The sequence below is a fragment of the Acinetobacter sp. 2JN-4 genome (genome assembly GCF_003687745.1).
In the GTDB taxonomy this organism is placed as follows: domain Bacteria; phylum Pseudomonadota; class Gammaproteobacteria; order Pseudomonadales; family Moraxellaceae; genus Acinetobacter; species Acinetobacter halotolerans.
Genome location: NZ_RDNY01000007.1, coordinates 41,483 through 66,137 on the forward strand (window position 1 = coordinate 41,483; position 24,655 = coordinate 66,137).

A 24,655-nucleotide genomic window follows, 5' to 3' on the forward strand; every position below is an offset into this window, starting at 1 on the left:
TCCTTTTTTTGTGCGCTAAGATGTTTATTTTGCTTTATTTTTATTCATGCGTTTCTTTGGGCACAATTGTGTGATTAAACAGCAGCTTTAATCTAAACGACGATTAAGTTATTACAATTTGAACATGAAGTTGATTGTACAAATCAATGAAAGAAATTATGCTAAACATATCGAGCAGCTTTCATCATTGAAACCAAGGACATTCAGTGCAACTTCGCAAACAATACAAACAACTGTGGTTTGTATTCCTGATGATATTTTTCATTGGGGGAAGTGGTGTGGTTGCTGCTGCAGTTCCAGCGATTCAATTTGAACAAAAAGCGGATATAACAACACAAACGATGCCGTGTCATGAACTATACAGGGCAGATCAACATCATCAGATGCACATGCCCGATACAGATGTTTCGACTTCAGCAAAATGTCATGAAGCACATCTGCAAGATGGTCAGCATTGTCAGGACTGCAATAGTCTAACGCATTGTCAAACGACAAACTTTGCGTTAGATCAACAGGCGCCGAAGCTTTCTTCCTTAGTGTTGTTAGAGCTGCATACGCATAAAAATACCGACTATCAAGCCCGACATCTTGCTGGATATTGGCAAGAGATATTACGCCCTCCTAAAGCCTGATCTGCTTTAAGTTTCCCTCTTTTTCCTTACGCCATATCTGGCTTGGGTCTAGTGGAAATTTATACCGCTTAAAGTCAGTTTTATTAGATTAGGAAAATATCATGTCTTCAAAAATATACGCTGGCGTTGTTGCCAGTCTGAGCCTATTGTTTGCACCCTATAGTTGGGCTGCGATTAAAGAATATCATCTCAATATCAATCAAGAGATGGTCAACATTACTGGGAAACCAGTCAAACGAATGACGGTAAATGGTAAATTTATTGCACCGCTTTTAGAGTTTGAAGAGGGCGATGAAGCGGTCATCCATGTCCATAATCAATTAAAGGATCAAGATACCTCTTTGCATTGGCATGGTTTACTTTTACCCGGTCTGATGGATGGAGTCCCCGGGTTTAATGGTTTCAATGGAATTAAACCAAATGGCAGTTTTGAGTATCGTTTCAAGGTACGACAAAATGGAACCTATTGGTATCACGCGCATAGCAAGGGACAAGAACAAGATGGGCTATATGGCGCACTGGTGATTTATCCAAAAGGCAAACAGCCTGTTGCGGCACATGAAAAAGCACAACGTGACTATGTGGTGATGTTGTCTGATTTCCATGAAACGAAAAGCGATCAGATCATGGCAAATCTAAAAAAGTCTGCGGAGTATTATCAGAATCAACGTGAAACGGTTGCCGATGTTTGGAAACAAGTCAAACAACAAGGTCTAAAAGCGACATGGCAAGACCGTTCGATGTGGAATCAGATGCGGATGCTTAAAACAGATTTGTCTGATGTCACAGGCTATACCTTTCTTGTAAATGGAAAAACACCACAACAGAACTGGACAGGCGCATTTAAAACAGGTGAAAAAGTTCGTTTGCGTTTTATCAATGCCTCGGCTATGTCATTCTTTGATGTGCGTATTCCAAATCTAAAAATGACGGTGGTGAGTGCGGATGGTCAGCCAGTACAACCTGTAGCAGTCGATGAGTTTCGTATTGGTGCAGCAGAGACTTATGATGTGCTGGTTGAGCCAAAGCAGCCACATTATCAAATCGAAGCTGAATCCATTGATCGTTCGGGTTTTGCCATCGCTTCGTTACATAATGAAATTCAAACTCAGCATCAGCATACGATTGAAATGCCTAAACCACGTCCACGTTCATTATTGACGATGGATGATATGGGGCATAGTTCGAATGCTCAGATGGATCACAGTGCGCATAGTCAAATGAAGATGGCTGAAATGGATCACAGTGCGCATGGTCAAATGAATATGGCCAAAATGGATCATAGTACCCACGCGCAGATGAATCATGATGCTCATGACCAAATGGATCATAGCGCCCATCAACAGCAGACAACTGCTCGTAATGAAAAATCAAAACCTGAAACAGTATTTGGTTGGGCCAATGCAGCAACGCCTGCGGGACATAAAGCGTTACAGTACGTTGATCTGAAATCCTTAACGCCGCAACTTGATACGCGTCCAGCTGAAAGAGAATTGGTCATTCGTCTAGGTGGCACCATGGAGCGTTATATCTGGACCATCGATGGGAAGAAATTTAGTGACAAAGATTTTGAACCGTTGAAAGTACAGTATGGTGAACGTATTCGTTTGAAGTTTGTGAATGAAAGCATGATGGCTCATCCGATGCATTTACATGGCATGTTTATGCAACTAGAAAATGGGCAAACTGCAGCCAATATGCCCAATAAACACACCATCGTGATTCCACCTGGTCAAACGGTCACTGCTATGCTTACCGCGGATGAATTGGGCGAGTGGGCGATTCATTGTCATTTATTATTCCATATGTCAGCAGGCATGATGAGTAAGTTGATTGTTGCAAATGTCGATGATTCAAAAACCGTAAAGCAAAAAACCAGCCCTGTTCAATCTACTCAAGGAGAGAGCCATGCACATCACTAAGCGATCTTCTGAGATCAAGCGATATACTCAATTGGTTTTTATTGGTGGTCTCATATCTTCGATCAGTCTATTGACCTCGGCACATGAAGGCCATGATCATCAAATGATGCAGTCACAATCAAGTATGCAATCAAATGCATCTGCATCAATGGATCATTCACACCATCCAATCCCCCCAACACAGCAAGTTCAGATTACTCAACATGGTCAGCATGATCATCGCCTAGAACATGGCGGGCAAGTTTATCAGGCGACCAGTTTGGAAAATGCTTGGACTATAGATGATCATGGTCGGGGGCGTGCCAGTACTGAATTAAAAACTTGGGTCGGAACAGATGAGAATAAAGTTTTCATCAAAGCCCATCTAGAAAAGGCTGAATCCGAACAAGCTGACACTGAAGCAAAGGTATTGTACAGTCGTAATATTGCAGATTTTTGGGATATACAGGCAGGTTTGCGGTATCAATATCAGTCTGAACAACAGCAAAATAAAGATCAATGGAGTGCAGTATTTGGCTTACATGGTTTAGCACCTTATTTCTTTGAAACGGATGCGTATGTATATGCAGGCCAAGATCAGCGTTGGCAGCTGAGTTTAGAAACAAGTCGTGATTTCTTGTTTACTCAAAAATTGATTGCTCAGCCTTATCTCAATGTAGATGTGGTATTGAATGATGAATCTAAATATGCACGTAAAACAGGTCTATCTAAGCTGCAAACGGGCGTACAAATGCGTTATGAAATCAGTAAAAAAGTAATGCCGTTTATAGATGTTGCCTACGCTTATCATAAAGGTGTAAAGCAGACGGAATGGCAAACCGCATCGCAGCGCGAAAAAGGTGGATTGTACGGTGCTGGTGTTACGCTAAAGTTCTGATATTTTGCTTAATTTTTAACATTTTTGAGATACTGCTGGTTTATACTAGCAGTATCTTTTTTGAGTCATTTATGGTGCATCAATGGCTTTAGAACAACAAGACAATCAAATAACAGAAAGAACAAAGCAATCTGAAAAGATCGGGCGTACCCAAGATACGTTAGCGTCGCAATTAGAGTTAATTGCACCCGATGGCAGTATGTACGTGAGTTACTATTATATTCCACAGATGAATAGTGTTGTGGAGGCTCAACGTGTCAGAAAAGCACTGATTCCTTTTGCTGCGATACTGGTAGAACATAATATTGATTTAGAAGTACGTCATTTAACCCTTTATCATCACGATGACTCAATTGATGAGGTCACGTCTGTATTACAAGCGTTGAACTTAGGCGCAGAACTACAGCAAACCATGTCTCATTATGAGCCATTGGAGCTTGCAAACTTCAAACCACCACAATCTGATGAATCGAGCAACAAACAAGAAAGAGTAGGATTTTATTTAAAAGCAGCTCAAAAATTTTTATATGTGGTTTTAGAAAAGTGTAGACAATGGATTAAAGCATTGCGAAGCGAAAAGGATAAATAATATGCCGAGATGGATGTATGGCCTCATGGGCTTTGCATTGATTTGGCTGGTTTGGACCAATTGGCTTAAACCTGTACCTAATCTCACTCAAGTTACTGCACAGGGTGTGCAAATCGTAGAATTACAGTCTTATGAAGGTACTTTTCGTGTGCTTTCACGCAAAGATTATCATTCGGGGCGAGAGGCTGAGTTTTCTCCAATTGATTTAGCGGTCGGTTGGGGCGATATGGCGAAACCCGATATCTATAAACATGTTGATATTTCACAACGAAATCGTTGGTATTATTGGCGTGTAGATGCACAGCCTCCCATCGCGTTACGTGAAATCGCAGTACAAAGTGCCAATATGCATATCGTGCCTGCAACCGCACAGGTCGCCGAGCAGCTTAAGAAAATTAAAAAAGATGATTTGGTTAATTTGAAAGGTGCATTAATAGAAATTCAGGCGCCTGATGGATGGCGTTGGCGGAGTTCCTTGTCACGTGAAGATACGGGGAGTGGGGCATGTGAGTTGATGCGAGTCGATAGTGTGGTTTGGTATTGAGTGTTTGGTATAAGTAAACCATTGAATAAGCATCGTTTAGATACATAATAATTCACATGATTGCAAGATTGTAAATTATACTATTGGGTTGAGTAGGACGACCTCTCATTAAAGAATCACGTTGGGACGACCCAACCCTTGCTATACACGAGAGAAAAAATGGCGTGGGCAATTTTAATTTTGGCAGGTATTTTCGAAATTATTTGGGCGTATTCAATGAAACTGTCAGAGGGTTTTACTCGTTTAACTCCGACAGTGATTACCCTCGTTTTTATGATTTTGAGTTTCGGTTTACTTGCGACAGCAATGAAAACTTTGCCGTTGGGCACTGCTTATACCGTTTGGACAGGAATCGGTGCAATCGGATCATTTATTATTGGTATTATGGTATTAAATGAACCTATGACCGCTATGCGAATGATCGCAGCGGTACTCATTGTATCTGGTTTAGTTTTGATGAAACTTTCATCAAATTAAGAAAAATTCCCCCTCTTTATTAAAGAGGGGCTAGGGGAGATTTTTTTCATGCAACTGGTTTATATGTATATGGATTCTCCAGTGGGTGCATTAAAACTGGTTGCGCATGATCACGCCTTAGTTGCTGTGATGTGGGACAATGAAGATCATAAGCGCGTACGCTTGGCAGCGTTGTTAGAGAACACTCAACATCCGATGCTGCTCAAAGCGAAACAACAATTACAACAATATTTTGTAGGGCAACGCCAGCAATTTGATTTGCCTTTGGATTTTCAGGGTACGGACTTTCAACAGCAAGTCTGGCAAGCTTTGCTGACCATTCCTTATGGGGAAACGCGTAGTTATAAGGATATTGCGCTTCAGGTTGGCAATGAAAAAGCCGTACGTGCAGTCGGTGCTGCTAATGGGAAGAATCCAATTTCAATTATTGCGCCGTGTCATCGGGTGATTGGTTCTGGTGGGGCTTTAGTCGGTTTTGCTGGTGGGTTAGATACGAAGCAGATTTTACTCAGTTTAGAGCAAAACCAAAATCAATCTTCAATATAGCTAATCTCTTTTATTTATAATAAGCTATTAAGCACTTTAAGGAATTTATCGCATTAATTGAAGAATAAATTACAGGCGTGGCGGAATTTTATCTCGTGTAATTTAATTCTTGGATTAACCTTCGGTTCGAGTTACTTTGGTTTCGCCCTGAGAAGCGGTTGAAGCTTCGTAAGAGCAAAGGCATTGTCATCTACATGAGGAGTGATTGAAGCTCCGCAAGGTTCAATTCCTCTTTCTTGCGCTTCACCAAAGCTTTAGTCGCTTTGGCTTGCTCAGGTTGCGAATGACTTCTCCGAGTATCGTGTTAAGGAGATATGCTCTATGCCGAATTCTATATATTTAATTTAATTGAATGGAAGTTTAAAAATGGCTGTTGGTGACGTAACGATGCCACTTATGCATGTGGTGCAGGGTGTAAAAATTGGCTCAACTGAGGCGTATGTACGTTATCCAAACCGACGAGATCTGGTCATTTTTGAATTTGCTGAAGGTTCAAATGTAGCAGGGGTCTTTACCCAAAGCGCATTTGCGGCTGCGCCAGTTTTACTCAGTAAAAAACATTTGGCTGAGAGCACTTCACAAAAGCAGCCACGTTATCTGATTATTAATACAGGCAATGCCAATGCCGCAACGGGAACAGTCGGCTATCAAAATGCCGAAGCAACTTGTGCCAAACTTGCTGAATTGACAGGTGTGCAAAGCAATCAGATTTTGCCATTTTCAACAGGTGTGATTGGTGAGCAGTTGCCAATTGAACGTTTGGTTCAAGGTATTCAACCTGCGTTGAATGATCTAAATACTGATCATTGGGTAGATGCTGCATCGGGGATTATGACCACGGATACCACACCGAAAGGCGCGTCTGAACAATTTGAATTCGATGGCATCACTTATACTATGACCGGTATTAGTAAAGGTGCAGGTATGATTCGCCCGAACATGGCGACTATGTTGAGCTTCGTTGCCACAGATGCTCCGATTGCAAAAGCATTGGTTGAACAGCTTCTAAAAACAACGGTCGAGCATTCATTTAACCGCATTACCATTGATGGGGATACCTCAACCAATGACTCCTGTATTTTTGTTGCAACAGGTTTAGCTGGTGGTGCTGAGATTGAAAGCCAAGATGATCCGCGTTATCAACAGGTACTCAATGTACTTGCTCGGATGATGAATCGTCTCGCACAGCTGATTGTACGTGATGGTGAAGGTGCAACCAAATTCATTACCGTTCAAGTTGAAGGTGGGGCAAATACTCAAGAGTGTTGTGATGTTGCCTATAGTGTCGCTGAGTCACCATTGATCAAAACGGCTTTATTTGCATCAGATCCAAACTGGGGACGTATCGTGATGGCAATTGGTAAAGCCGGTGTGCCTAATTTAGACAGCAGTAATGTTCAAGTTTGGTTGGGTGATGTACAAATCTGCTTAGATGGTGGCGCAAATCCAGACTATACCGAAGAAGCGGGCGCGGCAGTGATGGTAGAGAAAGAAATCACTATTCGTATTGATCTTGGACGAGGTACTGCACAGGACACCGTTTACACCTGTGACTTTTCTTACGACTATGTGAAAATTAATGCCGATTATCGTTCGTAAATTTGCGTTATAATGCAGCCTCCACAGTGAGGCTTTTTTTATATCGCTTGTTTGTGGATGTGATTAATCCCAAATCTCAACAGATACCCACGTTATTAGTTTGCAGTGATGCAAGCGCGCAGGATAGAGAAGACGCTTTATGAATGATGCGAATTTAATTGCGAACGACGCCAAAAATATTGTGCAGACGCATTTAGATCGTTTGGGCGAGCCAAAGGACAATAGCCTAAGCCCAGAAGTGAAACAACAGAAGTTTGCTCAAATCGCAGCCGAGCTTAAAAAAAGAAATGCGGTATTGGTCGCACACTATTACTGTGATCCTGACGTACAAGAGCTTGCTGAACTTACTGGTGGTTGTGTTTCTGACTCATTAGAAATGGCACGTTTTGGTCGTGACCATCCAGCGACGACACTTGTGGTTGCTGGAGTTAAGTTTATGGGTGAAACCTCAAAAATTTTATCGCCTGAAAAAACGGTGCTGATGCCAACTTTAGAGGCAACCTGTTCACTTGATATTGGTTGTCCAGTCGAAGAGTTCTCTGCATTTTGCGATCAACATCCTGATCATACTGTGGTGGTGTATGCCAATACTTCCGCAGCAGTAAAAGCACGTGCGGATTGGGTGGTAACTTCAAGTTGCGCGGTCGAGATTATTGAACATTTAGACAGTTTAGGTGAAAAAATTATTTGGGCACCTGACCAACATTTGGGTCGTTATATTCAGAAGAAAACAGGCGCAGAAATGTTGTTGTGGGATGGTGCGTGTATCGTGCATGAGGAGTTTCGTGCGCGGGGCATTATTCAGATGAAAGCACTTTATCCAGATGCCGCTGTTTTAGTCCATCCAGAGTCACCTGAAGCGGTTGTAGATATTGCAGATGCGGTGGGAAGTACCTCGCAATTGATCAAAGCAGCACAGACATTGCCGCAGAAACAAATGATCGTGGCAACAGATCGAGGCATTTTTTATAAAATGCAACAAGCTGCGCCTGATAAAGAGTTATTTGAAGCGCCGACAGCAGGTGAGGGTGCAACATGTCGTTCATGCGCGCACTGTCCTTGGATGGCAATGAATGAGTTAGATGGTATTTTGCATGTGTTACAACATAGCGATCAAGAAATACACGTCGATCCAGCATTGGCTGAACGCGCCAAATTACCTTTAGATCGAATGTTGAACTTTAGCGCGTCGTTAAAGCGTTAAAATGTTTGTTAAATATACATTTGATAAGGAAAAATCATTTTTTTTAAAACTAGGTGTTGACGTGATGCAACGTCAAGCCTAGAATGCACACCGTACCGCACGATGTGCGATACAATAAAAGCTGAGATAGATCGGAGCATAGCACAGCCTGGTAGTGCACCTGGTTTGGGACCAGGGGGTCGTAGGTTCGAATCCTACTGCTCCGACCAATTAAAACATGTTGAAAAACATTGTTTTAGGATCGGCCAAGTATCGCATGATAGTTTTATCATCGGTTATGCGCCTGTAGCTCAGTTGGATAGAGCATCCGCCTTCTAAGCGGATGGTCACAGGTTCGAATCCTGTCAGGCGCGCCATTTGGTAGCTTGGTACATAGAATCAAAAAACATGTTATGGTGGATGTAGCTCAGTTGGTAGAGCCCCGGATTGTGATTCCGGTTGTCGCGGGTTCGAATCCCGTCATTCACCCCACATTCGGAGCATGGCGCAGTCTGGTAGCGCACCTGGTTTGGGACCAGGGGGTCGTAGGTTCGAATCCTACTGTTCCGACCATCATCTTAAAGATGAAATAAAAATCCGCTAAATGAGCGGTTTTTTTGTGCCTAAATTTTTAGGCAACTCTCACTCGCTTCGTGATGAAGTCTCTTCTGTTTTGATTGATTCATTTAAACGATTCAAGTTTAAATATGGATTTGTTTGTCACAATTTCAATCTAGTATTTTATCTTTCATATCTGTTGTTATATAACAGACCTAAAAAGTGATCTTAATATTTGCACGGTCAAAATATGAAATATTAATCGAAAGTTGATAGCTCATTGTATTTCATTCCTACTCTATAAATCAGTTTTAAAAATTCTAAAAGAGAGTGAGTGTATGCATAACATAAACTATGTATTTATTAGTCTTTTGGGTGGGCTTATCGTGCCGCTACAATTGGCTATGATTAACGCCTTTCGTCATGCAAGTGGCGCCACTCAAATACAATCAACATTTTTCTTATATGTTGGTGGGGCGATTGCATCATTGGTTATTGCACTATTTGTCGATGGCAGTATTAAGCCGCCGTTGTATCAACAAACCTCATGGTGGATGTGGCTATCTGGCTTATTAGGATCACTTTATATTCTGTGCATGTTTCTAGCTGCTCCACATATTGGGGCAACCAATACATTACTTTGGATTTTTCTAGGTCAAATGATCTTTGCCACAATAATTGATAGTAGCGGTTTTCTCGGAATGCAGATTAAAAAAATAGATGGTCTTAGATTATTTGGTCTGGGACTTATTTTTATGGGAGGATTGATCATGATCTATAGCGAATATAGACATTCGACAGCTTAAAAATATTGTAAGTGTGGTTGAGAAATGATGAATAAATTATTCAGATATCTTGTCATTAAATCGAAAATTTAAAATATGAAAAATCAGAAAAAGTATTGATAACTTAATCCTTTGATCAGAGTGATTATTTATTGCAACTGTCTTGCAGGATTTGGCTATTGTGATTTGATGGTTAACACGTTATTTTGCACTTTATGATTTAAGTCAGTTAGACAACGACAATAGTATTTAAATACCATATTCTGCATAATGCATGCACTTTTTAAAAAGAAAAAATAGAGATAGATATGACGCAAACGGCTTTTGATTTTGTAATTATTGGTGGTGGCTCAGCAGGATGTGTATTGGCTGGACGGTTATCTGAAAATCCAAACATTTCTGTATGTTTATTAGAAGCTGGTGGCGATGGAAATAGCTGGTTGGTGAATACACCTGCGGCGGCTGTGATTAGTATCCCAACTAAACTGAATAACTGGGCAATCGAAACGATTCCACAAAAGGGTTTGAATCAACGAAAAGGCTATCAACCCCGCGGTAAATGCTTGGGTGGAAGTTCAGCGATTAATGCGATGGTGTATATCCGTGGGCATCGTGATGATTATGATCATTGGGCTGCACTGGGAAATACCGGCTGGTCATATGACGAAGTGTTGCCATATTTTAAAAAATCAGAACATAACGAAAGAATTAAAAATGAATATCATGGGCAGCATGGTCCATTGAATGTCAGTGAGTTGAATTCAGATAATCCTTATCAGAAAACATTTATTGAAGCGGCAAAACAGGTTGGCTATCCACTCAATGATGATTTTAATGGCGCTGAACAAGAAGGTTTGGGCGTGTATCAAGTCACACAAAAAAATGGTGAGCGTTGGAGTGCTGCACGAGGCTATTTATTGCCTTATTTAGGTAAACGTCCTAACTTACATGTGATTACCCATGCGACCGTCTCCCGTATCATTATCGAAAATGGTCGTGCGATTGGGGTCGAGTATAAACAAAAAAGCCAAACCACGATCGTTAAAGCCAACAAAGAGGTGTTGTTGTCAGCTGGCGCATTTCAATCGCCGCAAGTATTGATGTTGTCGGGCATAGGTCCACGCCAAGAGTTAGAAAAGCATGGTATTCCTGTGGTCAAAGACTTAGCAGGGGTAGGTGAGAACTTGCATGATCACCCCGACTTTATCTTTGCTTATAAAACCAAGCAGATGGAGGGGACATTCGGTTTATCTGTTGGTGGGAGCTTAGATTTAATCAAACAAATTGGGCGCTATCGTAAAGAGCGCCGTGGTTTTATTACCACCAATTATGCTGAATGTGGTGGTTTCTTAAAAACGCGACCTGAATTAGACAAGCCGAATTTGCAATTACACTTCGTGATCGCCATCGTGGATAACCATGCGAGAACAATGCATGCTGGACATGGTATCTCGTGTCATGTTTGTTTGTTGAATCCACGTGCGCGTGGTTCAGTCAAACTTAGTGGTAAGCACGTGAATGATCCTTTATTAATTGATTTCAAGTTTCTTGAGGATGAGCAAGATCTTCAAGATATGGTAGATGGCTTTAAAGTCACACAAAAGCTCATGCAAGCGCCAGCGTTAAATGAAAAGATCAAAGAAGATATGTTTACTGCCAATGTGAAATCGGATAATGAAATTCGTGAAATTTTATGTCAGCGTGTAGATACGGTTTATCATCCTGTCGGTAGCTGTAAGATGGGTGTAGATGAGATGGCGGTGGTTGATCCTGAGCTGAAGGTTTATGGGGTCGATGGTCTTCGTGTCATTGATGCTTCAGTGATGCCAACCGTGGTCAATGGTAATACCAATGCACCGACGATTATGATTGCAGAAAAAGCAGTTGATATGATTCGTCAGGCTTGGAAATAAAATCAATCTTCATCAAAATCAGATGAATTTTTACTTATAGAGGGCGAATACAATTCGCCCCTACGCAGTTTCATTTTCAATAGGGTGTCGTCGTGGAGTTTCTAACATTCGAGGAAAGCTAAAATTATAATTTTTAAGTAGTAGAGAGAGCTTATATTGGTTTAACAATAATAACTTTGAGACAACACATTTCTTGCTGACCTGATTTGATAGAGATATTGATATTTAAGCCATAGATTTTGACAATGCAGTTTGTCAAGATTAAGCAAGATTTTGTTGGCTATACTGTTTCAGTAGATCAAAAAAACTGAAAAGCGAACAAATGCAATAAAACAATAAGGAAAGCATCCTATGAAATCGTTAGTTTGTCATAATGCCGAGCTGAAGCTGGAAGACAGTTTTCAATTAGTCCCCGCGAAAGGGCAAGTATTACTTGAGGTGGTACGTTGTGGAATTTGTGGCTCAGATTTACATATGCAACACCACTGTGATCATATGCATGATTTGGCAGCGCGAGTCGGTTTTAATGGGGTTGCAAAATCCTCTGATAAGCTCGTTTTCGGACATGAGTTTTGCGGAAAGGTATTGGATTATGGCCCAAAAACACGCCGTAAATTAAAAGCAGACACTTTGGTTTGTGCGATGCCATTGCTCAATGTTGATCCACAAGGATATGTGCCAACAGGTCTTTCACCAAGTGCATCAGGCGGTTATGCAGAACAAATTTTAGTTCAATCCAGTTTAATGTTTGAAGTTCCGAATGGTTTGGATGCGGATAGTGCTGCGCTGACAGAACCGATGGCTGTTGCCTTGCATGCGGTGCGTCGTAGCCGAATTAAGAAAAATGAGCCAGCAATCGTGATCGGTTGTGGTCCAGTTGGTTTAGGTGTGATTATTATGCTCAAAGCGATGGGTGTTAAAACTGTCGTTGCCAGTGATTTTTCACCAAATCGCCGTAAGTTGGCTGAGCAATGCGGTGCAGATATATTGATTGATCCTAAACAACAATCTCCATTTAGCAGTTGGAAAGAGCTGGGTTTGCTGGGTAATGTCTCTGAAGCAATTAATATGGGGATGGGTATTTTTGACAAAGTTCAGACTTTCTCATTGCCATGGGTCAATGCGATGCGCGTGGGTGACAAACTCGGTTTGTTACCGAAGCGTCCAGTGATTTTTGAATGTGTGGGTGTCGCTGGCATCATGCAGCAAATTTTGGAGGGTGCGCCACTGTTCTCACGTATTGTGGGGGTTGGTGTTTGTATGCAAAGCGATAAGATAGAACCAGCTTTGGCGATCAATAAAGAACTCGAAATCCAGTATGTGCTGGGTTATACTCCACTGGAGTTCCGTGACACCTTGCATATGATTGCGGAAGGTAAAATTGATGTTTCACCATTGATTACAGGTGTGGTTGGTTTGGAAGGGGTAAGCAATGCCTTTGATGCATTACGTGATCCGGAACAACATGCAAAAATCTTGATTGATCCAAAACGAGCAGGATCGGATATTCAGTTGATTAAAGCTTAAAAGAAATTCAAAAAAAGCTGCTATTTTTGGAAATAGCAGCTTTTTTGTTTTAAGTGACTAAAATAGCCTAAGCAATCTCCGTCTCAGTAGATCTTGGAATTTAGTTAAATTGAGCACTTAAAAGCTTTTGGTGAGAGAGAATGTCACAGTCGAATCAATTGGATCTGAGACTCGGGCATTCGGATTACCATTACTGTATTCTTTGTAATAATCCTCTTTGTCCCATGCTTTGCTATACATGAGGCTAGCTGCAAGATCATAAGGCAGTTCTTTATTGACCGAGAAACTGGCATCTTGAAAGCTTGCTGCTGAAAAGTTTTTAATACGTTGATTGCCATAATGTGCATCTGCCGACCAACCTTGACCTAACGGTTGATGCCAATTCACATCCAAATAGCCTGAACCACGTGAGTGTTGATCATTGCCTACACCTAAAGTCTTTGAGTTATTACCAAAATAATCTTGGGTATAAGTCACGGCATATTTGACGGTGACGGGTCCATAAGCAATCTCTGGAATAATTTCACCATAGTCAAAACTAGTATGACCTGCTTCAGCTGTGGTTTCTGCGCCTGGATAAAAATAGTAAGCGACAGTTACACCGAGAGAGAGATCACCAAAGCTACGCGAATAACCCGTATAAACATCCCACTCTACAGAAGCGTCGCGAATAAAATGATCACTTACCGTCGATGCCCACGTACCTACGAACAAGCCATTGGGATGTGCATAATCAAGACCGCCTTGTAGGGCTGGTTTGCCCCATGTTTGCTGGAAGCCGCGTGATACATATTGGCTTGCAACGGTGAGATTGGCACTAAACGGTGATACTGTTTCAGTGGTTGACTCGGTTGCATGAGCCGTGTGTAAAAAAAAGCCCAAAGGTAAAGTGAATAAAATTCTTTTCATTTGAATTTTCCTAATGATTGGCAGCACCTTCGCTATGTAAGGCGCTGAACATAACTTAACTAGGTTATGCAAATGGACGTAAAGGGGATTGGCGTACTGGAGCTGTACCAGCTTTGTAGTAGTCTGCTTGAGAGCGTGGTAGCTTTTGTCCACGAATTTGATCAGCAATTTTCTCTGCCATCATAATGGTGGTGGCATTTAAATTACCTGTGATGATCAACGGCATAATCGAGGCATCAATGACACGTAAACCTTGTAGGCCATGAACACGACCTTGTCCATCAACCACCGCCATCTCGTCTTCGCCCATTTTGCAACTACATGATGGGTGGTAGGCCGTTTCAGCATGATTGCGAATAAAGTCATCCAGTTCAGCATCACTTTGTACGTGTTTTCCGGGACTGATTTCTTCGCCACGATATGGATCAAGTGCAGGTTGATGCATAATCTCGCGGGTAATACGGATACCATCGCGGAACTCACGCCAATCTTGTTCTGCGGACATGTAGTTGAACAAAATACTTGGATGCTCAAATGGGTCTTTAGATTTCAGCTTAATTCGACCACGTGATGGTGAGCGCATCGAACCAACATGGGCTTGAAAACCATGTTCTTTTACCGCGTTACTGCCATTGTAGTTGATTGCAACAGGCAAGAAATGGTATTGGATATTTGGCCAGTCAAACTCATCTGAACTGCGGATAAAGCCACCTGCCTCAAACTGATTGCTTGCGCCGATGCCTTTGCCAAGGAACAGCCATTCAGCACCAATCGCGGGTTGGTTATACCATTTCAATGCAGGGTAAAGAGAAACAGGTTGCTTACATTTGTATTGCAAGTACATTTCCAAATGGTCTTGTAGATTTTCACCTACACCAGGAAGATCTTGTACAACTTCGATGTCCATAGATTTGAGGAAGGTACTTTCACCAACACCTGAGCGCTGTAAAATTTGTGGCGATGCAATTGCCCCTGCGCATAGCAGCACTTCACGTTTGGCTTGTGCTTGTTTCATGTTGGCTTGATCAGTGCCAATGATATATTCCACACCAACGGCTTGTTTTTGATTGAACAAGATTTTGTTGGTCATGGCATGCGTAACGATGGTCAAATTAGGACGACCTTTGGCCATATCTAAATAGCCACGTGCTGTACTTGAGCGACGTCCTTGAGGTGTTACAGTACGATCCATTGGACCGAAACCTTCTTGTTGATAGCCATTTAAATCATCGGTACGTGGGTAACCTGCTTGTACGCCTGCTTCAACCATTGCGTGGAACAGCACATTATTATCATTTTTAGGTGTTGCGACTGAAACAGGACCATTGCCACCATGATAGTCATTGCCACCAATATCACGCGTTTCTGATTTTTGGTAGTAAGGTAAACAGTCTGCATAAGTCCAGTCTTCAAGACCTTTAAGCGTTGACCATTGATCTAAATCCATGGCATTGCCACGGATATAGCACATCCCATTAATCAAGGATGAACCACCTAGTCCTTTACCACGTCCACATTCCATACGACGATTGTTCATATGTGGTTCTGGATCGGTCAAATACGCCCAGTTATAGCGGCGACCTTGTAGAGGAAAAGCCAAAGCTGCTGGCATTTGTGTACGAAAATCTAAACGATAATCTGGACCGCCTGCTTCTAATAATAAAACAGTCACATCTTGGTCTTCTGTGAGACGTGCTGCGAGAACATTCCCGGCAGATCCTGCGCCAATGATAATGTAATCGAATTCTTGCTTATTCATAATTAGCCTTTATTGTTGCATGATCAACTGAATACATAGTGATTCAGTTGATCAAGTGAAGATAAAGCGCAACGCTTTTTAGAAAATGCTTTGGTAATCACCAAGCTCAACTTGAATGGATTTAATACGGGTGTAATGTCCCAAAGTGGTTAAACCATTTTCACGCCCAACGCCAGATTGTTTATAACCACCGACTGGCATTTCAGCAGGGGATTCGCCCCATGTGTTGATCCAGCAAATACCCGCTTCGATCTGATGAATCATGCGATGTGCTCTACTGATATCTTGAGTCACGATGCCAGCGGCTAAACCAAAGGTGGTATTGTTCGCACGACGAATCACTTCTTCTTCAGTGGTATAACTGAGAATACTCATGACTGGCCCAAAAATTTCGTCCTGTACAATCCGCATATCATCGGTACAGTCACTAAACACGGTAGGTTGAACGTAAGCACCTTGTGCAAAAGCATCTTCAGTGAGACGATCGCCACCAATCAATAATTTGGCACCTTGTTGCTTGCCTGCATTGATATATGAGAGGACTTTGTCCATATGAGCAAAGCTGGTAAGTGGGCCAAAGTTAGTTTCAGGATTCATCGGGTCACCGATACGAATACATTTCACGCGTTCGACGATGGCCGCTTCAAAATCAGCTAACAGGGCTTTTGGTACAAAGACACGGGTACCATTGGTACAGACTTGACCCGAACTAAAGAAGTTTGCCATCACCGCAATATCTGCGGCACGGTCGATATTTGCATCGGCACAAATGATCAGTGGTGATTTACCACCGAGTTCCATGGTGACTTCTTTAAGGGTAGAGCCTGCGGCACTGGCCATGACTTTTTTGCCAGTTTCGACTCCACCAGTAAATGAAATTTTTTCGATGATTGGATGTTCAGTTAACCATTGTCCAATTTCACTACCAGCACCTTGTACAACGTTAAATACGCCGTTAGGAAGACCTGCTTCGGTATAGATTTCTGCAAGTTTGAATGCGGTTAGGGGAGTGGTTTCACTTGGTTTGAAAATCATGGCATTGCCTGCTGCAAGCGCAGGGGCAGATTTCCATAAAGCAATTTGAATCGGGTAGTTCCAAGCACCAATCCCTGCAACCACACCGAGTGGTTCACGGCGAGTATAGAAAAAGCTTGATTCACGAAGCGGGACTTGTTCGCCTTGAATTGCAGTCGCAAGACCAGCGTAGTATTCAAGTACATCGGCACCTGTGACGATATCAACGGTTGATGTCTCGCTGTAGGCTTTACCAGTATCGAGCGTTTCAAGTTGCGCCAGCTCATCATTACGTTCACGTAAAATGTCAACTGCACGGCGTAAAATACGAGAACGCTCTATGGCGGTCATGGCAGCCCAGATTTTTTGTCCTTGTTGCGCGCTATGAACTGCGGCTTCAATATCTTGTTGCGAGGCTTGTTGAAGTGTTGCAATCACTTCACCATTGGCAGGGTTAATACTATCAAATGTCTTACCACTGGTTGCTTCTACATAGCGTCCGTGGATATATAATTGATGAACGTGTGCATCACTCATTCTGTTTCTCCTGCAAAGGTTTTTGCGCAAATTGTAATTGCGTTTTGACATAGTCATAGGCAATGGAACGGGCAAGTTGGCTGTCAAACTCTTCATGACTGCTCAAACTACCGCGTAGCCATAATCCGTCAATCAATGCCGCTAATCCGCGAGCGGCAATGCTGGCCTGTTCTTTATCGAGTAACTTGAGAAAATAAAACTTCAAGTTTGAATACAGGCGTTGATCATTAATGCGTTGCAAACGACCCAGTTCAGGTAGGTGCATACTTGCAGACCAGAAATCCAACCAAACGCGCATGGCTTGTTTATTGACCTGACTGATATCAAAGTTGGAATCAATAATCGCCTTAATTTGGCTTTCTGGCTGCGAGTCAGCTTCAACTTTATATTGATCAGTTTTCTGACGTAAAACGTTGAGCATTTCTTGCATACAAGTATTGATTAAGCCTTGTTTATCACCAAAATAGTGACTCACAATACCCGTTGATACTTCAGCTTTTTTTGCAATTTGTGCAATGGTGGTATTGGATAGCCCCACTTCATAAATCACATCGAATGCAGCATTGATGATTTCTTCACGCCGCACATGCTCTGGTTTTACTTTACGTTTCGTCATGTTGATCCATTGAAAGCCCGATATTGGTACTTTTTTATTTAACATTTCTCAATGTTGAACATCATAACATTTTTTTATCATACTTTTTATTGATTGAACGTTCAATCAATAAAAAGTATGATCTGCAAAAATCAACTAATTTTTGATTGATTGGTCAAGATTTAAAGCAATAAGAATACACCGATTGCAAGGAGCAACAACATGGTGTCAAAAGGTAGTGATGGATTTTTTTCAGAACGTATCCGATTAAATTTATTCGTTTTTTGGAGCTCTGCAAGCAGTATTGGCGTTTTCGGCTTATTGTTTGTGTTGTTTCCAGAACAAAGTCAGTTTTGGCTCACTTATGTGCAAGAACAAGTCAACCAATTGTTTGGCTGGTATTACATGCTGGTCATTGTCGCTTGTTTAGGTTTTGTTGCTTGGCTGGCATTTTCTCGGGTTGGACAGATTCCATTAGGGAAAGATCACGATAAACCTGAGTTTGGTTATATGGCTTGGGTGTCGATGTTATTTTCAGCTGGTATTGGTATTGCCTTACTCTATTATGGTGTTGCTGAACCTGTTGATCATTTTCTAAGACCACCAGAAGGTGAGGGCGGCACGGTTCAGGCGGCGCGAGATGCCATGATGTATAGCTTTTTACATTGGGGTATTCATGGTTGGGTGCTGTATGCCTTGATCGGTGTCACGCTGGGTTATTTTGCTTTCCGTTTAGATTTGCCTTTGGCATTACGTTCCGCCCTTTATCCTATCTTTGGTGAGCGAATTTATGGCTGGGTCGGGGATTTTGTCGATGGATTTGGTATTTTAGCCACGGTTATTTCATTGGTCACCAACTTGGGTATTGGCGCATTAGTCCTCGTCTCTGGCCTTGTTTATCTGATACCCGACATCCCTAATAATCATACAACGCTGATTGCCGTGGTGTTGTTGATGATGTTTGTGGCAACGATTACCACGGTGATTGGGATTGAAAAAGGACTGGCTTGGCTTTCACGGATTAATTTGCGCTTATTGTATGTTTTATTGTTATTTGTGTTTTTAACAGGACCAACCAATCATCTGCTCAATGGTTTGGTGCAGAATGTTGGGGATTATCTGAGCCAGTTTATTGCCAAAAGTTTTGATATGTATTTGTACGATCAGCAGGCAAATACGTGGTTAGGTTCATGGACGGTATTTTACTGGGCATGGTGGATTGCTTGGGCGCCATTTGTTGGCATGTTCATCGCGCGTATTTCCAAAGGGCGAACTATTCGTGAGGTGGTTTTAGGTGTATGTCTTGTGCCGCTTGGTTTTACCTTGGCATGGATATCGATTTTCGGGAACACCGCAATTCATTTAATTTTAAATCAAAAACAAAAAGTTTTAGGGGAAATGGTCTTAGCCGATCCCGGATTATCCTTATTTAAGTTTCTCGAATTTTTACCTTTCAATCCTTATATTGCAGGGATTGTTGTTATGATTTGTTTCGTTTTGTTTTTGACTCCTGTGGGTTCGGGTACACTCATGATCGCAAATCTGTCCTCGAAAGGCGGCAGTAATGAGAGTGATTCACCTATTTGGTTGCGTATCTTCTGGTCTGTGGTAATTACTATTGTCAGTATTGGCTTGCTCTTAGCAGGTAGCTTTGATGCGATGCAAAGTGCAGTTGTACTCTGTGGATTGCCATTCTCCGTGATTATTTTGCTTTATATGTTTGGTTTAGCTAAAGCACTTAAACAGGACAAATTTTTACAGATGGCAACGAGAACATCTCCGCCACCACCTCAACATACCAAACCATCAGAAGATATGTAATTTCGGTAAATGACCTTTTTTCATTTTTTATTCATCCTTGTCTTTTTGTTTTGAAGCCAATCGCGAAACGACAAGGATGAGTATTTTCTTTTTTTCTCTAACTCACTTGAGGATTGTATGGCAACAGATAATCCAAGAGCGGTAGATGATTCATCTCAAGAAAAAGATCAGTTAAATCGTGTGGTCTTTTATGTTTCAGCGCTCATAATTTTAATATTTTCATTAACTACGATTTTGTTTAACGACTTCGCCAATCACGTATTGAATACGGTTTTGGGTTGGGTCAGTTCTACATTTACTTGGTACTACCTACTTGCAGCAACGCTTTATTTAGTCTTTGTGGTCTTTATTGCTTGTTCTCGCTATGGTGATATCAAGCTTGGACCAAAACATTCAAAACCTGAATTTAGTTTATTGAGTTGGTCTGCGATGTTGTTTGCCGCAGGGATCGGGACGGACTTAATGTTCTTCTCGGTGGCAGAACCATTGTCCCATTATATGAACCCACCTATAGGTGAGGGGCAAACCTATGAAGCTGCACGTCAGGGCATGGTGTGGACACTATTTCACTACGGCTTGACTGGCTGGGGTATGTATGCCTTGATGGGCATGGCTTTGGGTTACTTTAGCTATCGTTATAATTTACCATTGACCATTCGTTCGGCTTTGTACCCTATTTTTGGTAACAAAATTGATGGTCCAATCGGGCATTCTGTTGATACAGCAGCCGTGATCGGAACGATTTTTGGTATCGCCACAACCTGTGGTATTGCTGTCGTTCAAATCAATTATGGTCTACATGTTTTATTTGATTGGCCTGAAGGTTTGTGGATTCAGTCGGGTCTCATTTTAGTTGCAGTCATTGTCACGATTATTTCTGTGACGGCTGGGGTTAATAAAGGAATTAAAGTTTTATCCGAAATTAACATTTATGTTGCCATTGGCTTAATGTTATTTGTTTTATTTTTGGGTAATACCGAATTCTTACTCAATGCTTTGGTACAAAACTTTGGTGATTATATCAGTCGTTTCCCAAGTTTATCACTCGAAAGTTTTGCTTTTGAACAACCAACTGAGTGGATGAATAGCTGGACTATTTTCTTTTGGGCATGGTGGGTAGCATGGTCGCCATTTGTTGGATTGTTCTTGGCGCGTATTTCGCGTGGGCGAACCATTCGTGAGTTTGTCTGCGGCACGTTAATCATTCCTTTGTTGTTCACTATTACATGGTTGTCTATCTTCGGTAATAGTGCTTTATACAATGTCATTTTTGATGGTAATACAGCATTAGCGCAAACGGTTCTCACTGATCCTGCACATGGTTTCTATGATCTATTGGCACAATATCCATGGTTTGCATTTGTTGCTGGGATTGCCACGATTACAGGCTTGCTGTTTTATGTGACCTCTGCCGATTCTGGCGCATTGGTATTGGGTAACTTCACAACCAAATTTTCCAATATTGATAATGATGCACCACGTTGGTTGCGTGTCTTTTGGGCGGTTGCTATTGGTTTATTGACCCTTGCGATGTTGATGGCAAATGGTATCACCGCCTTACAAAGTGCGACGGTGATCATGGGACTCCCATTTAGTTTTGTCATGCTGTTGGTGATGGCGGGATTGTATAAATCTTTACGTTTGGAAGACTACCGTAATGCCAGTCGCAGCCTCAATGCTGCACCAGTAGTGGGTAATGTCGATATTCTAAACTGGAAGCAGCGTTTACGGCGTGTGATGAAGCATCCGGGGACAACCGAAACGCAGCATATGTTAGATACGGTGTGTCATCCTGCGGTGAAAACAGTTGCAGATGAGCTGATTAAGCAGGGTATGCAGGTTGATGTGACCAGTACACCGCTTGAAGAAAACGATGCGCTGTATCATCTTGATCTCACGATTTATTTGGAAGAGGAACATAACTTCGTCTATCAAATCTGGCCTGTGCGCTATACAGCGCCAAACTTTAGTGAGCGCGGTAAGCGTGGTAAACAATTCTACTATCGTTTAGAGACCTTCTTATATGAGGGCTCTCAGGATAATGATTTGGCTGGCTATACCAAAGAACAGGTGATTAATGATATTTTGGATAAATATGAACGTCATATGTCTTTCTTGCATATGAATCGTATTGGTCCGGGAAATCGACTTTTGTATCCTGACTCGCAGGATTAAAACAACGCTATCAAAAAAAACCCTACAAATCATTGTGGGGTTTTTTATTGGGTTGTTATAAAGCACCGTACTGTTGCCATGTTTCACCTGTGTCATGAGCTGCGTATTTTTCTTTTAACTCATGTAAGGATTGAGCTTGATAAAGTGCAAAGACGATTAAAATTAAAAATAAACCCGCCAGTTTGATAAGCTTTTTATATCGATAATGTCCTGAATATAAATAAAAAATACAATAGAATGCTAACACTAAATAAGTGCAAAAAAGAGAGTTTAACGCTAAATAAATCAGCAGGAAGGTCGTGAACACCAAAGCTGTTCGATTTTTAAAAGTGCTTGGTCGGAAACTCAATAGATGAAGTACCAACAAACCCAACGACGTCCAAAACAGATAAGTGCTACCGCCAATGATCACAATATAAGTGGATTGGAGGCATAAAAGAGCCAACCATACCAAGACGGAAAAAATAATAACTTTTGAGTGGCCAGATGTTGCAGGTAACGAGTCTTTCATATGAATTAGATTACAAAATACCAAGCGCATGATTAGACGTCATAAAGATGCCACCGATAGCGGCGGCGCGTCCAAGAATGCTCTCGGAAAAGGGTAAATTGCAGTTGAGGTTACTGAATAAAAAATGTTGATGCTGTCACATGTGCTCATCATAGTGAGAAATAAGACAAAAAAATACAGTTGTCTGGTAACAATCAAGAATAGCAAAGTGCGAGGGCTAATGAGCACAAATAGCTTTTTTTTAATCAAGTAATGTAACAGAAAAGTGCGGACTGTATATTGATGGTCAATACGCTCAAGTCTCGACGCGAACATGCTGTAAACATGGGTGATGTTATAGAGAAAAGCAGGGCATACTCAATAAAAAAAGGGATGAGTCGTAACTCATCCCTTTTGATGGATCTAAGGATTTACTTATTGAGCTACAGCTTCCGCTTGAGCTACTTTTTTAGCAGGAACTAAGTTCGCAGGCGTTGAGTAGGTTAAGCCTAATGTTGAGCTGGTGTAATGACGGATTTGATCTAACAACGCTGGATCTGTTGCAAGGTCTTGACCATAAGAACGAACGATCTCATGAAGTTTGCCATTCCATTCCCCAGCCGTTTGCTCAGGGAATGCTTTTTCAAGCAAGTTCAACATGATGTACGGTGAGGTCGAAGCACCTGGAGACGCGCCAAGGAGTGCCGTTACAGACTTATCTTCAGAGGCGAAGATTTCTGTACCAAACTGCAATTTGGCTGGTTTGCCCGGTTCTTTTTTGATGATCTGGACACGCTGACCACCTTGGCGTAAGTGCCAGTCTTTAGGATCAGCTTCAGGGTAGTATTTTTTCAACTCATTGAAACGATCTTCATCAGACATCAATACTTGGCTAACCAAATACTGAACGAGGTCAGCATTTTGCATCCCAATCGCTGCCATTGGCAACACATTGTTCTTGTTGGTCGATGCAAGTAAATCAAGTTGTGAACCATATTTTAGGAACTTATTTGAATAGGTTGCAAAAGGTCCAAACAAGACATATTTCTTACCGTCGATATAACGTGTATCAATATGCGGTACTGACATCGGAGGCGCGCCTAGATCAGCACGACCATAGACTTTGGCAGTGTGTTTCTCGGTAATTGCAGGGTTATCAGTAACAAGGAATTCACCACCGACAGGGAAGCCAGCATATTGTTTTGCTTCTGGCAAACCTGTCATTTGCAATAATTTAATGGCTGCACCGCCCGCACCAATAAACACAAAACGTGTTTTGACATGGTTTACTTCACCAGATTTCAAATCTTTAAACGCAACAGACCATGTATTGTCATCATTTTTACTGATGCCAGTTACTTCAGTTGACGTTCTGAGTTTGAAGTTTGGATTTTTTTCCAGATGATTGACCAGTTGAGTTGTGATCGCGCCGTAGTTCACGTCAGAGCCAACGTCCATACGTGTAGCTGCGAGTTTTTGTTGCGTATCACGACCTGCCATAACTAAAGGCGCCCATTGCTTAATTTCAGCTGGGTCTTCAGTGATTTTCATGCCTGCAAACAATGGTTCTTTGATCATGGCTGCATAACGCTTTTCCATGAATTCCACATTGTCGCCCCATACAAAGGCAATATGTGGCACAGGATTAATAAAGCTGTTTGGAGTACCCAATACACCTTGTTTCACTTGGTGTGCCCAAAACTGCTTTGCAATTTCAAACTGGCTTGCCACATTGACTGCTTTAGAAACGTCCATCTTACCGTCTTTTACTTCGGTATAGTTCATTTCCATAAAGCCAGAGTGACCTGTACCCGCATTGTTAAAACCATTTGAACTTTCTTGAGCAACTGTATCAAGACGTTCATACATGCGAACGTTCCAATCGGGTTGTAGTTCGTTGAGATAAGCACCTAAAGTGGCACTCATGATACCGCCACCGATGAGAACAACATCGACAACTGGTTCGTTAGTTTTAGTTTTGATTGCCTTAGACGTAACAGGTCTAAAAAGAAAGGCAATTGCGATAACGATTAGCACTAGAAGGAGTGCTAATAAGTATTTCCAAAATTTTTTCATTCAATTTACCTTAAAAATTAAATGACTCCCTATATGTTTGATATAGAGAGAAAAGATTTAAATGAGGATTGGCGTATTAAAGACACATCAGGATAGGCGAGTGCTTTAATTGAAGTTGGAGACAATT

Annotated in this window: 20 protein-coding genes and 4 tRNA genes; 18 read left to right on the forward strand and 6 right to left on the reverse strand. The window is 41.7% G+C overall.

The features are described from left to right. The first annotated feature begins 206 nt into the window (after positions 1-206). The 16 genes from EAH57_RS10860 to EAH57_RS10935 all read left to right on the forward strand — a co-directional run bounded on the left by EAH57_RS10860 (position 207) and on the right by EAH57_RS10935 (position 13,152). Positions 207-632, forward strand: coding sequence for a hypothetical protein (locus EAH57_RS10860; RefSeq protein WP_121930078.1), 426 nt, complete (start codon positions 207-209; stop codon positions 630-632). Between the two features lie 101 nt (positions 633-733). After that, the gene (locus EAH57_RS10865) at positions 734-2,554 is read left to right on the forward strand and encodes a copper resistance system multicopper oxidase (protein WP_121930079.1); all 1,821 of its coding nucleotides are present in this window, start codon (positions 734-736) and stop codon (positions 2,552-2,554) included. Continuing rightward, positions 2,541-3,431: a copper resistance protein B gene (locus EAH57_RS10870; protein WP_121930080.1), complete on the forward strand. Its 891-nt coding sequence runs from the start codon at positions 2,541-2,543 to the stop codon at positions 3,429-3,431. Before EAH57_RS10865 ends, EAH57_RS10870 begins: the two co-directional genes overlap by 14 nt. 82 nt (positions 3,432-3,513) lie before the next feature. Continuing rightward, positions 3,514-4,020 carry a cobalt transporter gene (locus tag EAH57_RS10875; protein ID WP_121930081.1) on the forward strand — a complete coding sequence of 169 codons (507 nt, stop codon included), beginning with the start codon at positions 3,514-3,516 and terminating at the stop codon, positions 4,018-4,020. A 1-nt stretch (position 4,021) separates the two neighbouring features. Then, positions 4,022-4,564: a hypothetical protein gene (locus tag EAH57_RS10880; RefSeq protein WP_004669828.1), complete on the forward strand. Its 543-nt coding sequence runs from the start codon at positions 4,022-4,024 to the stop codon at positions 4,562-4,564. Between the two features lie 159 nt (positions 4,565-4,723). Next, positions 4,724-5,041, forward strand: coding sequence for a DMT family transporter (locus EAH57_RS10885; RefSeq protein WP_004669829.1), 318 nt, complete (start codon positions 4,724-4,726; stop codon positions 5,039-5,041). A gap of 48 nt (positions 5,042-5,089) precedes the next feature. Continuing rightward, the gene (locus EAH57_RS10890) at positions 5,090-5,587 is read left to right on the forward strand and encodes a methylated-DNA--[protein]-cysteine S-methyltransferase (protein ID WP_121930082.1); all 498 of its coding nucleotides are present in this window, start codon (positions 5,090-5,092) and stop codon (positions 5,585-5,587) included. A gap of 366 nt (positions 5,588-5,953) precedes the next feature. Continuing rightward, complete coding sequence (gene argJ / locus EAH57_RS10895; protein ID WP_121930083.1) at positions 5,954-7,186, forward strand: bifunctional glutamate N-acetyltransferase/amino-acid acetyltransferase ArgJ; 1,233 nt, start codon at positions 5,954-5,956, stop codon at positions 7,184-7,186. Between the two features lie 139 nt (positions 7,187-7,325). Continuing rightward, positions 7,326-8,390, forward strand: coding sequence for a quinolinate synthase NadA (gene nadA, locus EAH57_RS10900; RefSeq protein ID WP_004669832.1), 1,065 nt, complete (start codon positions 7,326-7,328; stop codon positions 8,388-8,390). A 132-nt stretch (positions 8,391-8,522) separates the two neighbouring features. Further along, positions 8,523-8,599 (forward strand) — tRNA-Pro (locus tag EAH57_RS10905). Between the two features lie 70 nt (positions 8,600-8,669). Next, a tRNA-Arg gene (locus EAH57_RS10910) sits at positions 8,670-8,746 on the forward strand. 39 nt (positions 8,747-8,785) lie between these two features. Next, positions 8,786-8,861: transfer RNA gene (locus EAH57_RS10915), tRNA-His, on the forward strand. Between the two features lie 4 nt (positions 8,862-8,865). Next, positions 8,866-8,942, forward strand: a tRNA-Pro gene (locus EAH57_RS10920). Positions 8,943-9,265: 323 nt separating this feature from the next. Further along, positions 9,266-9,733: a DMT family transporter gene (locus tag EAH57_RS10925; protein WP_004669833.1), complete on the forward strand. Its 468-nt coding sequence runs from the start codon at positions 9,266-9,268 to the stop codon at positions 9,731-9,733. Between the two features lie 287 nt (positions 9,734-10,020). After that, the gene (locus tag EAH57_RS10930; RefSeq protein ID WP_121930084.1) at positions 10,021-11,625 is read left to right on the forward strand and encodes a GMC family oxidoreductase; all 1,605 of its coding nucleotides are present in this window, start codon (positions 10,021-10,023) and stop codon (positions 11,623-11,625) included. Positions 11,626-11,976: 351 nt separating this feature from the next. Continuing rightward, positions 11,977-13,152 (forward strand): zinc-binding dehydrogenase, encoded by a 1,176-nt coding sequence (locus EAH57_RS10935; protein WP_121930085.1) that lies wholly within the window; start codon positions 11,977-11,979, stop codon positions 13,150-13,152. A 117-nt stretch (positions 13,153-13,269) separates the two neighbouring features. Here EAH57_RS10935 and EAH57_RS10940 read toward each other — a convergent pair whose 3' ends face one another. From EAH57_RS10940 to betI, 4 genes are all read right to left on the reverse strand, one after another. Continuing rightward, on the reverse strand, positions 13,270-14,061 hold the full coding sequence (locus EAH57_RS10940) for a TorF family putative porin (RefSeq protein WP_121930086.1): 792 nt from the start codon (positions 14,059-14,061) through the stop codon (positions 13,270-13,272). Positions 14,062-14,125: 64 nt separating this feature from the next. After that, positions 14,126-15,820, reverse strand: a complete 1,695-nt coding sequence (gene betA / locus EAH57_RS10945; RefSeq protein ID WP_121930087.1) for a choline dehydrogenase — start codon at positions 15,818-15,820, stop codon at positions 14,126-14,128. A 78-nt stretch (positions 15,821-15,898) separates the two neighbouring features. Further along, positions 15,899-17,371, reverse strand: coding sequence for a betaine-aldehyde dehydrogenase (gene betB, locus EAH57_RS10950; protein ID WP_121930088.1), 1,473 nt, complete (start codon positions 17,369-17,371; stop codon positions 15,899-15,901). Next, positions 17,364-17,987 carry a transcriptional regulator BetI gene (gene betI, locus EAH57_RS10955; protein WP_121930187.1) on the reverse strand — a complete coding sequence of 208 codons (624 nt, stop codon included), beginning with the start codon at positions 17,985-17,987 and terminating at the stop codon, positions 17,364-17,366. The genes betB and betI overlap by 8 nt, the downstream gene beginning before the upstream one ends. A 201-nt stretch (positions 17,988-18,188) precedes the next feature. Between betI and EAH57_RS10960 the strand changes: the two genes are divergently transcribed. Both EAH57_RS10960 and EAH57_RS10965 read left to right on the forward strand, forming a co-directional pair. Next, a complete protein-coding gene (locus EAH57_RS10960) occupies positions 18,189-19,787 on the forward strand; it encodes a BCCT family transporter (RefSeq protein WP_121930089.1) in 1,599 nt (532 codons plus the stop codon). 117 nt (positions 19,788-19,904) lie between these two features. Continuing rightward, positions 19,905-21,962, forward strand: coding sequence for a choline transporter (locus EAH57_RS10965; RefSeq protein WP_121930090.1), 2,058 nt, complete (start codon positions 19,905-19,907; stop codon positions 21,960-21,962). A 55-nt stretch (positions 21,963-22,017) separates the two neighbouring features. Here EAH57_RS10965 and EAH57_RS10970 read toward each other — a convergent pair whose 3' ends face one another. After that, entirely contained in the window at positions 22,018-22,473 is a 456-nt protein-coding gene (locus EAH57_RS10970) for a hypothetical protein (protein ID WP_121930188.1), read from the reverse strand. Positions 22,474-22,887: 414 nt separating this feature from the next. Continuing rightward, positions 22,888-24,528, reverse strand: coding sequence for a malate dehydrogenase (quinone) (gene mqo, locus EAH57_RS10975; protein WP_121930091.1), 1,641 nt, complete (start codon positions 24,526-24,528; stop codon positions 22,888-22,890). Positions 24,529-24,655 lie beyond the last annotated feature (127 nt).